The organism is Nocardia mikamii NBRC 108933 (assembly GCF_001613505.1).
GTDB classification, from domain to species: domain Bacteria; phylum Actinomycetota; class Actinomycetes; order Mycobacteriales; family Mycobacteriaceae; genus Nocardia; species Nocardia mikamii.
Window position 1 is genome coordinate 105,796 of sequence record NZ_BDCM01000002.1, and the last position, 13,345, is coordinate 119,140.

The following is a 13,345-nucleotide window of genomic DNA, read 5'->3' on the forward strand; positions in this document are numbered from 1 at the left end:
CCCTTGGCAGCGGAACTTACTTTGGAGTAAGTTCGAGGGAAATCGACCTGCAAGGGAGCAGCGATGTCGGATAACCACGCGGCCGAACACGGCTATCTGGCCCGTCGGCGGGCACGCCGGGATCTCGCCGGGAAACACGTCGTCATCACGGGCGCCTCCTCCGGGATCGGACGAGCGGCAGCGGGTGCGGTCGCCGCCAAGGGGGCGGTCGTACTCCTGCTCGCGCGGCGCGACGAAGAGCTGAAAGCGGTGGTCGAGGAGATCACTGCGGCCGGTGGCCGGGCCTACGCCTACCAGTGCGATGTCACCGACCCCGACTCGGTGGACCGGACCGTGAAGTCGATTCTCGACACCCACGGCCACGTCGACATGCTGGTCAACAACGCCGGCCGCTCCATCCGGCGCGCCGTGCACCGATCCACCGACCGGCTGCACGATTTCGAACGGACCATGGCGGTCAACTACTTCGGTGCGGTGCGAATGACGCTGGCACTGCTGCCCCAGATGCGGGAGCGTAAATCCGGTCACATCGTCAACATCTCGAGCGCGGGTGTCCAGGTCGCCACCCCGCGGTTCGCCGCCTATCTGGCCAGCAAGGCCGCCCTGGACAAGTTCGCTGAGGTCACCGCGGCCGAAATGCTGTCCGACAACATCACTTTCACGACCATTCACATGCCGCTGGTGCGGACGCCGATGATCGCGCCCAGCGGTAAACAGGGACCGTCGGAATCCCCCGAATGGGCGGCGGCCACCATCGTGCGCGCGCTGAGCGAGCGGCCGCGGCGCATCGACGTGCCCGTGGGCACCCTGGCCGAATACGGAACGCTGTTCGCGCCGGGGATCAAGGATCGCGTCATGCACCGGTACTACCGGGCGCTGCCGGACTCTCCCGCCGCCAAGGGCGAACTGCCGGTCGAGGACGAACCCGAGTCGGAAGTGCCCGCGCTGCAGGCGAAACCGCAACGCAAGTCGTCGACGGCGGGGCGGGTCACGCGCTCGACGTTGCGCCGTGCCGCGCGATTGGTGCCCGGCACCTACTGGTGAACGCGGCAGCAGACCGCGGGCACGACGCTCGCACACCGCGTCGCTCCGTTGCGCTCACGCCCGCCGGTCACCTGCGACGAAATATCAAGCGGTCTCGCGGATTTCGCCCACGACGATCGCCGATGCCGGTTTCGGGGCCGCACCGCAGCTCGCCGGGCGAGGCGGATAGCCGACGGTCCGCGTGGTGACCAGCCACCGGCGGCCGTCGGCGTGGGTCACCTCCGCCGCGCCGGCGAAGGTCGCCGGATCCGAGATCGGGGTGTCCGGCTCGACAACGGTCACCGTCAGTTGGTCGAGGGCTGCCGGCACCCGTTCCCGCACCGCGATCTCCGCCACCTGCTCCACCGGAGAAAGGCCGCTTCGTCCGCGAAACCCGATGAGCGACAACTGGTTGTGCTGCACCTGCGCCACCGCGCGGACGGCATCCGCGCCGTCGACCCGGCCGTAGGTCAACCCCTCGGGCAGGATCACCATCGCGGGCGCGAATCGGTGCCCACCGGTATGCGAGCACTCCCAGACCCGATCCGGATATTCGGCCGCCAGCCGGGCCGCGATCGGACGTCCCAGCCGGGCACAACACTGATCGCGCTTACCGTGTGCGCACACCAGGGCCAGCGGATCGGTCACGCGCTCACCGATTCCCGGCGCGGGACCGTTGAGCGCCTGCAGGTCGATATCGAGAAGCTGTTCCGGATCGGTGACGGTCAGACGTTCGCACCACGAACCCTGCGGCCGGGAGGCGGCGAGCAGAACCGTTCGCTCACCGGTGAATTCGCCGCGGCCGGGACGCCGGATGAGGGTGGGACGGACTCGCGCGGCCTTGGTCCGTGCGGCCAGTTCGGCGGTGAACTCGGCGCCGAGAACCGCATCGCCGATCACATCGCGACCCCAGGCGCCGGGTTGTTCGATGCACAGCCAGCCGCTCACCCGGGTCGCGCTGCCCGGCAGGGGAATATCGGCCGCTGCCGCCGAACACGGCAGCCCATCGACATTCATCGCGGGCGCCTGCGACATGGGTGGTGCGGAACGGGAATCGGCCCCCATGTTCAGTGCTCCAGGAACGGCAGCACCACCGCGGCGAATTCCCGATACCGGTCGCGGTGGATGCTGTGCCCGCAGGTGAAGGTTTCGACCCGGCAGTCCGGCACACTGGTGCGGAAGATCTCCAACTTCTCCGGATCGACCATGCCGCCGGGACCGCCGCGCAACATCACCGTGGTCGCGGTGATATCCGCGAGTCGCTCCCACCATTCCGGATGCGGTTTGCGGAACTGCTCGAGCGCCGCAGTGGTCATCGACCGGTCGAAGGCGAGGACCGCGCGCGGGTGACGCAGCAGACTGGTGGTGGCATGCCACAGTTCCGGCACCGACGGCAGCCGCCGGGTGAGAGTGAGTTGTTCGTCACCGGACCGCAGCGGCAGCGGCTGCTCCTCGAGTACCAGCCGCCGGACCAGCGCCGGCCGTTCGATGGCCACCCACGAGCAGGCGTATCCACCCAGCGAATGGCCGACCAGATCGACGGTGATCAGTTCCAGCCGATCGCAGAGGTTCAGCAGATCCGCGCCGAAGTCCTCGAACCGGTAGGAGGCGGTGTGCTCGCTGCGGCCGTGTCCGCGCAGATCGGGAACGATCACCCGGCGACCGGACCGGATCAGCGCGGTGGCGAAGCGATCCCAGGTGTGGCCGTCGCCACCCATCCCGTGTACCAGCACCACCGGGATCTTCGAGAGCGGATGCGTGGTCGGCGCGCTGCCCGAATCCCGATAGGCGATCTGCACCCCCGCCAGGGGCACCCGGATGACGTTCGACTCCACGATCAGCCAGGGTACGTCGCCGCGGGCGCCGTCGCCGCAGCGTGTGGGGCGTTCCATAGCCCGCGCCCGGGGCCGGAGCTATTCGTAGAGTCCCTCCACATGCCAGATGTGGTCGTAGCCGAGCAGCAGTAGTGCACGCTCCTCGGTGTCGAGCAGGATCTGCGCGCGAACGGCGCCGCCGGAATCGCCGGTGGCCCACCAGCGTTCGTCCAGCAGCCAGGGCCCGGCCCAGCCCGCGACCCGCCACGACCTACTGCCCCAATGCAGTTCCGCCGGTTCGGCGGTGAACTCGCCACGATCGGTGAGCCAGATCGGGCTGCCGTCGCCGGACTCCAGCCGGACCTCGGGACGATTGCCCAGCACCACCGCGGGGGCCGGTTGCGGCAGCCGGCCCGGCCACGGCAGGCCGGGGTCGGCGGCGGGGACCAATTCCTCGCCGAAGGTGATCAGGGTGACGCGTTCGATGGGTCCGCGGCCGCCGCTGAGGACACCGATCCGCACCGCCTCACCGCCCAGCAGCCCCTGCACCCGGGTCAGGGCACGGCGGGCGCGTTGATCCTCCTCGCCGACCCCGCCCCAGAGCCCGAGTTGCAGCGCACCGGCCGCCACCACCTCGACCGGCTCCAGGCGCAGCAGGGTGATCGGAGCGGACGGCGGCGGTTCGGCATCACCCGTCCGCCCGCGTTTCCCGGTGTTCCGGGCGCGATGGGTCAGCCAGCCGTCCAGCTGCCAGCGCACCCGGTCCGCGGTGGTTTCCGGAGTGAGCGGCTGAGCGCAACGCCAGATCCTCGACAGGGCTTCCCCGGCCGCGGTTTCGGCGTGGACCGCGAGCCGGGTGCAGGCCACCGAGGCCGCCGCCAGTCGTTCGTGCAGCCGGGTGGCGAGCATGCGACCGGCGAAGGCGGCGGCATCGACCCGCTCGATCGGCGGATCGCACCGGTACTCCACCACCAGATCCGGGGCGGGCGGGGCCGCCGAGGGCGGGCGCTCCGGTTCGGCGCGGGCACACCGGTGCGCCCGGATCGCGTCGGCGCCGAAACGGGAGGCGACCTCGGCGGGCGTGAGGGCCGCGAAATCGCCGATCCGGCGTAAACCCAAGCGATGCAACAGATCCACCAATTCGGCGCGTTCCGGCGGAGTCAGACTCGGCTCGACGGCCAGCTCGCCCACCGGCAGCGGCGCCAGGAAATTCGCGGCGGCGCCGGGCGCGACGATCTGCGCCCGGCGCGCGGCGATCACCGCGGCCGACAGTTCGTCGGCGATGCCGATGCGGCATTCCACACCGAGTGCGGCGACCGCGTCGACCAGGCGTTCGGCGGCCTCCTCCTCGGAACCGAAGTAGCGGGCGGCGCCGCGAGCCGCGAGTACCAGCAGGCCGGGCCGCAAGACCTCCACCCCCGGCACCGTCGCGTCCACGGCCGTCGCCACCGGTTCGAACAGGCGCGCGTCGCGGTCCGGATCCGCCTGCGCCACATGGAGGTCCGGGCATCGCGACTGCGCCTCACGCCTGGTCAGACCGCGCCGCACTCCCGCGTCGCGAGCCACCGCCGAACAGGCCACCACCCGATTCGCGTGCAGCACCACCACCGGCCGCAGCGGTGAGAGATCGGCCACGGCGGCGGCCGCGGCGGCCGGCCAGTCCGGACACCACACCGCCAGTACGCGAAATCCGGGGCGTTTCATCACGCTCCCCTGCCGCGTTTCATCACGCACCCACGGCCGACAGTGACGTCGGCGGCGAATCCGATTCCGGGACAAGCCATTCGACCCGGCCGTCGCGCGGGCACAGATCGAGGGTGCCGGTGCGTTCCGGTGCGGACCGGCCGCGCACACAGACGTCCAGACGCACCGACCGCAGCCGGCCGCGGCCACGCCCCAGACCTGAATAGCCCGCGACCCGGGTGTCGATCCGCAGCATCGGGCCGCTCCAGGCGCCGCCGGTCACCACGAGCGTGGAGCCCTTGCTGCGGGCGCGGGCGGCGAGAATTCGAGTCCGGCTGGGCGGCACCGACATACCGGCCAGGCCGACCACCACCAGATCCAAACCATCCAGCAACACTGCGGCGACCTCCACCGGGTCCGGGCCGGGCTCGGTCACCACGGCCAGCCGGCCCAGATCGGCGCCCATCTCCGCCGCGGCGAGCAACCCGAGCCGCGGCAAACCGATCGCCGCGGCGTAACCACCACCACCGGTCACCGCGGCCAGCAGGCCGGTCAACAGCGATCCCGCACCCGAATAGGCCACCACCGACCCCTTCGGCACCCCACCATCGGGCAGGAGCCCGGCCAGGGCGGGCGGCACGGGAAGCAGCTCTCTGCGCAGTTCAGCGGCGGTCGGCGGGCGTTCCACGACCTCGACCCCACGGGCCGGAACCGCAGCCATCCGCCGCCGCAGCTCCGCCAGCTGCACGGCTCGCGCCTCACCAGCCGAACCCATCTCGCCGACCACCTATCTCTCACCGAACGGACTCCACCGCACTCGATGCACCACGCCGCCGCATCGGCTACCTTCCACTCCTCCTCCGCCTCGCCCGCCGCGCCGGAGCCCGCCTCCCGCGACAGCACCCGGAAGCATCGCCGCGAGGTGCAGCACCGATTCAGCTATCGATCTTAATCGAATATACGTTCGATCCGGTGACAGTAGAACCTTCCGACCGGTCTCCGTCAAGCCACACCGGCCCACGTGTCACATCAGCCTCAGTGCGACTGTTCCGTCACCGGTCGCGGCTGTTGTCCACGCCACCCGTCAGTGGCATCCGACCGCCTGCCCGCCGGGCTGTGACCGCCGCCGACCCCGGTCCGAAGCAGGCCGGTCGCCCTGGTTTTCGGCTATCCTCGCGCCGTGACCGAACGCGCCCGCCCCATCGTCGGCCCCGACTATCTCGTCGCCGGCCGTTACCGCCTGCAGTCCAAACTCGGAGGCGGCGGTATGGGTGCGGTATGGCTCGCCACCGACCGGCTGCTCAACCGCGAAGTCGCCATCAAACAGGTGCTCACCACCGCGGGACTCAGCGAGGCCGAGGCGACCGAGGTGCGCAACCGGATCGTGCACGAGGGCCGCGTCGCGGCCAAGCTCTCGCACGAGCACGCCATCGCCGTCTACGACGTGGTGCTCGAGGCGGGCGAACCATGGCTGGTGATGGAGTATCTGCCCTCGCGCAGCGTCGCCAAGGCGCTCGCGCTGGCCGACACCCTCTCCCCCATCGAGGTCGCGCAGATCGGTGCGCAGGTGGCCGATGCGCTGGCCGCCGCCCATGCCGCCGGGATCGTGCATCGCGATATCAAACCGGGCAATATCCTCGTCGCCGATCGAGGCTCCGACGTGGGGATGGCCAAACTCAGCGACTTCGGTATCTCCAGTGCCGGTGAGGCTTTCGACGAACCCGAGGACGTGATCACCGGCACCCCCTCCTATCTGCCGCCGGAGGTGGCGCGCGGCGCTCAGCCGGGCCCGGCCAGCGACGTATTCTCCCTCGGCGCAACGCTGTACACCGCGATCGAGGGACATCCGCCGTACGGATTCGACGACGACAACGACGTCATCGTCACGCGCGCGGCGATGGCGCAGATCATTCCGCCCACTCGCAGCGGGCCGCTCACTCAGGTGCTGCTGCACATGATGGAACCGGCGCCGCAGCGCCGCCCCACCATGGCCGAGGCGCGCGAGGAAATCCTCACCGCCGCATTCGGTCCCGGCACCGGGCCCTATATCCTCGGCGCTCCGATCCGCACCGACGACGGCACGATTCCGGCCTGGGCCGCCCGCAATTCGGCAGCCGGACTGCGCAGTCCGCACTCCGCGCCGCTGCCCCGTCCGCCGCGGGTCGCCGCGACCGGTGCCGTTGCGCAGCAACCGAAATTGGGGAAATCGAAGCTCGTCGACATCGACTTCACGAAGTTCGGGCCCAATGCGGCGCCGCTCGCGATCGCGGTGGGCCTGCTGATCGGACTGCTCATCCTGATCGTGGTGCTCGTCGCCGCGATGTAGGCGCGACTCAGTCGATGCGCCGGCGGTGCGCCCAGCGAGTCAGCGCATTGCGGTTGGACTGCTGGGTTTTTCGCAACACGTTGGAGGCGTGGGTTTCCACGGTCTTCACCGAGATGAACAGCGTTTCGGCGATTTCGCGATAGGTATAGCCGCGGGCCAGCAGGCGCAGCACCTCCAGTTCGCGCGGGGTCAGCGAATCCAGTTCCGGGTCCAGCGGGGGTTCGGGAGCCGGTGAGCGCCCCGTGAACGAGTCCAGCACGAAACCGGCCAGCCGCGGACTGAACACCGCGTCGCCGCCCGCGACACGCCGAATGCCTTCGGCCAGTTCGGAACCGGAGATGGTCTTGGTGACGTAACCGCGCGCGCCCGCACGGATCACCGCGATCACATCCTCGGCGGCGTCGGAGACGCTCAGTGCCAGGCATACCGGGCCGTTACCCGACGCCGAACCGTTCGGACGGTCGTCGATGCCCTGCAGTACCGCCACACCCCCACCGTCGGGCATGTGCACATCCAGCAGCACCACGTCGGGTCGCGCGGCGTCGATCCCGGCCACGGCCTCGGCGACGGTACCCGCCTCGCCGACGACATCCATATCGGCTTCGCGGCTCAACTCCGCCCGCACCCCCGACCGGAACACCGCGTGGTCGTCGACCAGAAAAACCCGGATCGTCACAGTTCTCCTCACCTCGAGCCGGCCCGCTGCCGGGCGCGGCGGCGCCACTCATCGGTACCACATCGGTGGTCGGGGTGCTCGGCACCGGCATCGAGGACGGCGGCATCACCGTCCGTCCGAATTCTGTTCACTCCGCAGGTGCGCCCGCTAGCGCGACCGGCGGGGGCCGGTCTCCGCGGTCTCCCCTCGCGGTCCCCCGGTCTCGGCCTGCCGTGCCTCGTCGTGCTGTGCCTCGTCGTGCTGTGTCTCGGCCTGCTGTGCCTGGTCCTGCGCATCGCCGACCCGGTCCGCGTCGCCGGATGCGGGCATCTCGGTCTCGGCGCCGTCGAACCCGCCGGTTTCGCCCGGACCTTCGGAATCCTTGCGGGGCATCATGATTCGCACCTCGGTGCCGCGGCCGGGCGCGGTCTGCACCTCCACGGTGCCGCCACGGCGTTCGATCCGGGCGTGAATGGATTTCGCCAGCCCCTGCCGGTCCGCCGGAACCGCGGCCGGATCGAAACCGGTGCCGCGATCGCGCACGAAGATACTGACCTGATGCGGTTCCACCTCGGCGAAGACGTCGATGGTAGGCACACCGGCATGTTTGGCGGCGTTGACCAGCGCCTCGCGGGTGGCGCCGAGCAGAGCGGTGAAATGTTCCTTCGGCAGGCCGAATCCGGTGTCGCCGACATCCATCGAGACGTCGCCCACGGTCACCGGAGTGACCTGAACCCCGTGCTGGTCCTCCACCTCACCGGCGATCGTGCGCAGGGCGGCGGCCAGGCTCGACTGCGCGGGCATGGAATCCTCGAACAACCACTTCCGCAGTTCCCGCTCCTGGCTGCGGGCCAGCCGGGCGACCTCCTGCGGGTCGTCGGCCTGCCGCTGGATCAGCGCCAGGGTCTGCAGTACCGAATCGTGCAGATGTGAGGCGATCTCCTCGCGTTCCTCGTTGCGGATGCGGGCCGCGCGTTCGGCATTGAGGGCGCGCATCATGCGAAGCCACAGCGGCACCGTCAACAGGCCGACACCGATCAGGGTGACCGCGACCGCGATCAGTGCCGACCCCAGCGAACTCAGGTCGATGCGGGCCAGCACCACCACGCCCAGCCCGACCACGATGAGCGTCGCCCCGGCCAGGATGCGCGTCCAGGTGAGCACGGTCGGCCGGGCGGGCAGACCCAGAATGGAACGCGGCCCCTCGGCATCGAATTCGCGCCACACCAGCGCGGCACCGACGGCGACCACGATGATCGGCGCCACGACTCGCGCCGCGGTCCCGTTGAACAGCCACGCCATCGAGACCGACAGCGCCAGCCCGAGCAGCACCAGCCCGACGGCCTGCCGCCGCTCGGATGCCGTGGGCGGCGGCCCGTCCGCACCGGAGGAGGTGAAGATCCACAGCAACCCGTAGGCCACGATCCCCGCCCCCATCAAGGCCGACAGCAGGACGAACGCCATCCGCACCTTGAAGACGTCGACACCCAGATGGTCGGCGATACCGCCCGCGACCCCACCGACGACCCGCCCACCGGATCGCCGCAGCAACCGCGGCTGCGCGAGGACCGGATCGGCGCCCCGGCCGTCCGGTCCGAGACCGTCCACACCGGCGCGAGGTTCGAACCCCACGCGACCGTCGAACCCCGAACGCGCGTCGAATGCGGGCATGGAGGGGTACATGCCTTCGATCCTGGCACGTCCCCCCGACAACCGACCATCGGGAGATACCCGGATTCCCGATCTCGGGGTGCCGGCGGCGCCGTGCCGGAACCGCCGTCTCATCGACGGGAACGGCGCCGTCTTCGCGGATCCGACCCTGCTCTGAGTGGCGTATCCGGGACCGTGAAATATCGCGGCGGACCGGCGCACCGTCCAGCCCTGCACGACGATCAATGCCGTCACTTCCGGCGACAGCGGGACCGGCATGCTCCTGGGCGATCCCATCAAGATGTAGTTCAGGTTCGTTTTCAGGGTGAACCCCGATGCCATTCGATACTGCTCACGGCCACCATTGAGCTATGACCACAGCGAGCGGCGGGACCGGCGGCACGAGCCGGACGGGATTCAGCGAACAGCTCCAGCACCTGTGGCGGACGCGTCCGACACGGCTGCCGGGACAGAGCCCGGTCGCCGGCGTGGCGTCCGGATTCGGCCGTCGTTACGGCGTGGACCCGGTACTGATCCGGGTCGCGTTCGTGGTGTCGACGATCTTCGGTGGTGCGGGCATCGTGTTGTATCTGGCGGCATGGTTGCTGCTGCCCCCGGCGGGTGATGCGGTATCACCCGCGGAGGGCCTGATCAGCCGCGGACACAGTTCGCAATCGTCCACCAAGACCATCGTCCTGATCGTCGCCCTGGCGATCGCGGTCACCACGATGGGTCCGGTGGGAGTCGGACTCGGCGGCTCGGGGGTGATCAGTTTCGCCCTGATGGTGGCCGGTTGGTGGTTGCTCTACATGCGGCAGCCGGAACCACCGTTCGACGGCTCGTATCCGCTGCCGGCCGAGGGCGGTATCGCGGCGACGGGATATCCGGGAGCGAGCTTCCCGGGTGGATCGCCGTGGAGCGGAAGTCAGTACGGGCCGTTCACCAAACTTCCCGACCGCTACGAACCGGAGCCGAACGGTGTTGCGGGCAGCCAGGTTCCGGCCATGGCCACACCACCAGCGAACGACAACGCCTCGACGGCAACCGAACCGATCGGCGCAGCCGCCACGGCCCCACTGCGGATCGATCCGGCCGCGGTGGGCCCGGACACTCACCCGGACGACGCACGCGCCGACTCGCCGGACACTGCGACCTCAGCCGACGAAGCGACCGAAAGCATCGCGGCCGAAGGCGTTCCGACGGAAGAGGCACGCGACCGACCGGCCCGTTCCACGTCCGCGGCCGATTCCGGCACTTCCGAATCCGTTGCCGCCGAATCGGGTTCGCCCTCCGGTGAGACGACCACGGGCGAGATGCCGGCCGACGATCGCCCCACGGTCGCGATGACCCGGCCGCTCGCCGTCGAATCCGAAGCGGCGGCAGCCTCCGACGAGCGCACGGCCGAGGACGAGTCCGACCCGGGTGATTCGTCGGGCCCCGGCGGAAGCGCCCGTCCCACCCCGACACCTCCCCCCGGCCCGCGCCCGATCGGCACCCGCCCGATCCCGGACCCGGCGCATATCGGCCCCACTCCGGCAGGCTGGGATCCGCTCGGCGTGGCGCCGATGGCCTGGGATCTGCCCACCCCCACGCAGGAACGCCCGGTCGCCGTCGTCCCCGCACAGCGGCCGCGGTCCCGGCTCACCCCGGTGGTGATCGGCCTGGCCGTCTTGGCGGCAGCGGCCGCGGGCGCGGTGGCCGCGGCGGGGGCGGACTGGATGACACCCGCGCGAATCGGCGCGGTCGCCCTGGCGGTGGTCGGCCTCGGTCTGCTCGTGGGAGCCTTCCTGCGTCGCGGTTACGGCTTGATGGTGGTGCTCGCGCCGCTGGCCGGATTCGTCATCCTCGCCTCGATGGTCGGCCCGGTCGAATTCGATCGCGGGGCCATGGGCGACCACGTCTGGACCCCGGCCACGGCCGCCGATCTGGCTTCGGAATACAAGATCACCATGGGCTCGGGCACCCTCGACCTGCGCCAACTGCCCCTGACCGAGAATCGCACGGTCCACGTGAATGTGCAGATGGGCGACTTCCGGGTGCTGGTGCCGGAATCGATGCGCCTGCACGCCACCTGCAACGCCAGCATGGGCGACGTGTCCTGTCCGCAGGGGCCCACCGGACCGGCCGACGGGCCGATTCTCACTCTCGACATCGATGTCCACGCCGGAAACGCGGAGGTGAAACGTGGCTGACAACGAAACGGCCGACACTCGGACCGACAGTCGGCGCGGACCGTCGTTCTCGCTGCTGCTGGCCGGAATACTCGCCCTGCTGGTCAGTGTCTGGGCCTTCATCGGCCCCACGTCGTGGCCCTTCCACAGTGCGGTCCCGCTGGGCTGGATCGTGGTGGGTGTCGCGGTGGTCGTGGGCATCGCCCTGGTGATCTCACCGCGACGAAAGAAATAGCCTCCCGGACACGAGGGAAAAAGGGGCCTGCCAGCCGACGCTGGAAGGCCCCTTCTCCGCTATCCGTCGAGACAGCCCCTCATTCCCATTCGATGGTGCCCGGCGGCTTGCTCGTCACATCGAGCACCACGCGGTTGACCTCGGCCACCTCGTTGGTGATGCGGGTGGAGATGCGTTCGAGCACCTCGTAGGGCAGGCGGGTCCAGTCCGCGGTCATGGCGTCTTCACTCGACACCGGCCGCAGCACGATCGGATGGCCGTAGGTGCGCCCGTCGCCCTGCACGCCGACACTGCGCACATCGGCCAGCAGGACCACCGGGCACTGCCAGATCTGCCCGTCCAGACCGGCGGCGGTCAGCTCCTCACGGGCGATCGCGTCGGCCTGCCGCAGGGTTTCCAGCCGGTCCGGGGTGACCTCGCCGATGATCCGGATCGCCAAACCGGGGCCCGGGAACGGCTGGCGCGCAACGATGTCCTCGGGCAGCCCGACCTCGCGCCCGACCGCGCGAACCTCGTCCTTGAACAGCAGTCGCAGCGGCTCGACCAGCTCGAATTCCAGATCCTCGGGCAGGCCGCCGACATTGTGGTGGCTCTTGATGTTGGCGGTGCCGGAACCGCCGCCGGACTCCACCACATCCGGGTACAGGGTGCCCTGCACCAGATATTCGACCGCGGGGCCGTGACCCTCGTCCTCGCCGGTGGACTTCACGACCTCGGCGACCGCATCCTCGAAGGAGCGGATGAACTCCCGGCCGATGATCTTGCGCTTCTCCTCCGGATCGGTGACGCCCTTCAGCTCACCGAGGAACTTGTCCACCGCGTCGACGGTCACCAACTTGGCCCCGGTCGCGGCGACGAAGTCGCGCTGCACCTGCTCGCGCTCACCGGCCCGCAGCAGGCCGTGATCGACGAACACACAGGTCAGCCGGTCGCCGATGGCGCGCTGGACCAGCGCGGCCGCCACCGCGGAATCCACTCCGCCGGACAGCCCGCAGATCGCGTGCCCGTCGCCGATCTGCTCACGCACCTGCTCGACCAGCGCGTCGGCGATATTGGCCGGGGTCCACGCCGCCGGGATGCCGGCGATTTCGTGCAGGAACCGGCTCAGCACCTGCTGGCCGTGCGGCGAATGCAGCACCTCGGGGTGGTACTGCACCCCGGCCAGCCGCCGGGCGCGATCTTCGAAGGCGGCGACCGGCGCACCGGCCGTCGTCCCCGTGACCTCGAAACCGGCCGGGGCATCGGTGACCGCGTCGCCGTGGCTCATCCACACCGGTTGCACCGTCGGCAGTCCGCCGTGCAGTACGCCGCCGTCGATGTTCAGTTCGGTGCGGCCGTACTCGCGGGTGCCGGTGTGCGCGACCGTGCCGCCGAGCGCCTGCGCCATCGCCTGGAATCCGTAGCAGATGCCGAAGACCGGGATGTCGAGGTCGAACAGCCGCGGATCGAGCTGCGGCGCGCCCTCGGCGTACACGCTGGACGGGCCGCCGGACAGGATCACCGCCAGCGGCTGCCGATCGGCGATCTCCTCCACGGTCGCGGTATGCGGTACCACTTCCGAGTAGACACTGGATTCGCGCACGCGCCGCGCGATCAACTGCGCGTACTGCGCCCCGAAGTCGACGACGAGAACTGGTCGCTGGGTTTCTGCCACCCGCACAGTTTAGTGAGCGCATCGGCGCACCTCGAGGGCGGGCGAGCCTGCCACTCGCGGCCGTGACCGCCCCCACTCCCCGGTTCGACGCCGGTCGTATCGACCGATGTCCGAAACGGCCTATCCGCCAACGC

11 protein-coding genes are annotated in these 13,345 nt (G+C 70.0%); 4 read left to right on the plus strand and 7 right to left on the minus strand.

Annotated features, from left to right (window positions below; genetic code table 11):
* Positions 1-63: 63 nt before the first annotated feature.
* Positions 64-1,044 (plus strand): SDR family NAD(P)-dependent oxidoreductase, encoded by a 981-nt coding sequence (locus tag NMI01S_RS01065; RefSeq protein WP_062994171.1) that lies wholly within the window; start codon positions 64-66, stop codon positions 1,042-1,044.
* Between the two features lie 84 nt (positions 1,045-1,128).
* On the opposite strand, the gene NMI01S_RS01070 is transcribed toward NMI01S_RS01065, so the two are convergent.
* The 4 genes from NMI01S_RS01070 to imuA' are packed head-to-tail and all read right to left on the minus strand — an operon-like array spanning position 1,129 to position 5,295.
* The gene (locus tag NMI01S_RS01070) at positions 1,129-2,040 is read right to left on the minus strand and encodes a ferredoxin family protein (RefSeq protein WP_062994253.1); all 912 of its coding nucleotides are present in this window, start codon (positions 2,038-2,040) and stop codon (positions 1,129-1,131) included.
* Positions 2,041-2,090: 50 nt separating this feature from the next.
* Positions 2,091-2,915: an alpha/beta fold hydrolase gene (locus NMI01S_RS01075; protein ID WP_157125995.1), complete on the minus strand. Its 825-nt coding sequence runs from the start codon at positions 2,913-2,915 to the stop codon at positions 2,091-2,093.
* Between the two features lie 21 nt (positions 2,916-2,936).
* A complete protein-coding gene (locus NMI01S_RS01080; protein WP_062994255.1) occupies positions 2,937-4,541 on the minus strand; it encodes a DNA polymerase Y family protein in 1,605 nt (534 codons plus the stop codon).
* Positions 4,542-4,563: 22 nt separating this feature from the next.
* A complete protein-coding gene (imuA', locus tag NMI01S_RS01085) occupies positions 4,564-5,295 on the minus strand; it encodes a DnaE2-dependent mutagenesis accessory factor ImuA' (protein ID WP_062994256.1) in 732 nt (243 codons plus the stop codon).
* Positions 5,296-5,700: 405 nt separating this feature from the next.
* On the opposite strand from imuA', the gene NMI01S_RS01090 reads away from it, so the two are divergent.
* Positions 5,701-6,846 carry a serine/threonine-protein kinase gene (locus NMI01S_RS01090; protein ID WP_062994172.1) on the plus strand — a complete coding sequence of 382 codons (1,146 nt, stop codon included), beginning with the start codon at positions 5,701-5,703 and terminating at the stop codon, positions 6,844-6,846.
* 7 nt (positions 6,847-6,853) lie between these two features.
* Here the strand turns inward: NMI01S_RS01090 and NMI01S_RS01095 are convergent, their stop codons facing one another.
* Complete coding sequence (locus tag NMI01S_RS01095; protein WP_036498325.1) at positions 6,854-7,516, minus strand: response regulator; 663 nt, start codon at positions 7,514-7,516, stop codon at positions 6,854-6,856.
* A 153-nt stretch (positions 7,517-7,669) separates the two neighbouring features.
* Positions 7,670-9,184: an ATP-binding protein gene (locus tag NMI01S_RS01100; RefSeq protein ID WP_245716649.1), complete on the minus strand. Its 1,515-nt coding sequence runs from the start codon at positions 9,182-9,184 to the stop codon at positions 7,670-7,672.
* Positions 9,185-9,522: 338 nt separating this feature from the next.
* Between NMI01S_RS01100 and NMI01S_RS01105 the strand changes: the two genes are divergently transcribed.
* Positions 9,523-11,343, plus strand: a complete 1,821-nt coding sequence (locus NMI01S_RS01105) for a PspC domain-containing protein (RefSeq protein ID WP_062994173.1) — start codon at positions 9,523-9,525, stop codon at positions 11,341-11,343.
* Complete coding sequence (locus NMI01S_RS01110) at positions 11,336-11,557, plus strand: hypothetical protein (RefSeq protein ID WP_062994174.1); 222 nt, start codon at positions 11,336-11,338, stop codon at positions 11,555-11,557. Before NMI01S_RS01105 ends, NMI01S_RS01110 begins: the two co-directional genes overlap by 8 nt.
* 79 nt (positions 11,558-11,636) lie before the next feature.
* On the opposite strand, the gene guaA is transcribed toward NMI01S_RS01110, so the two are convergent.
* Positions 11,637-13,217: a glutamine-hydrolyzing GMP synthase gene (gene guaA / locus NMI01S_RS01115; protein WP_439956214.1), complete on the minus strand. Its 1,581-nt coding sequence runs from the start codon at positions 13,215-13,217 to the stop codon at positions 11,637-11,639.
* Between the last annotated feature and the right edge of the window lie 128 nt (positions 13,218-13,345).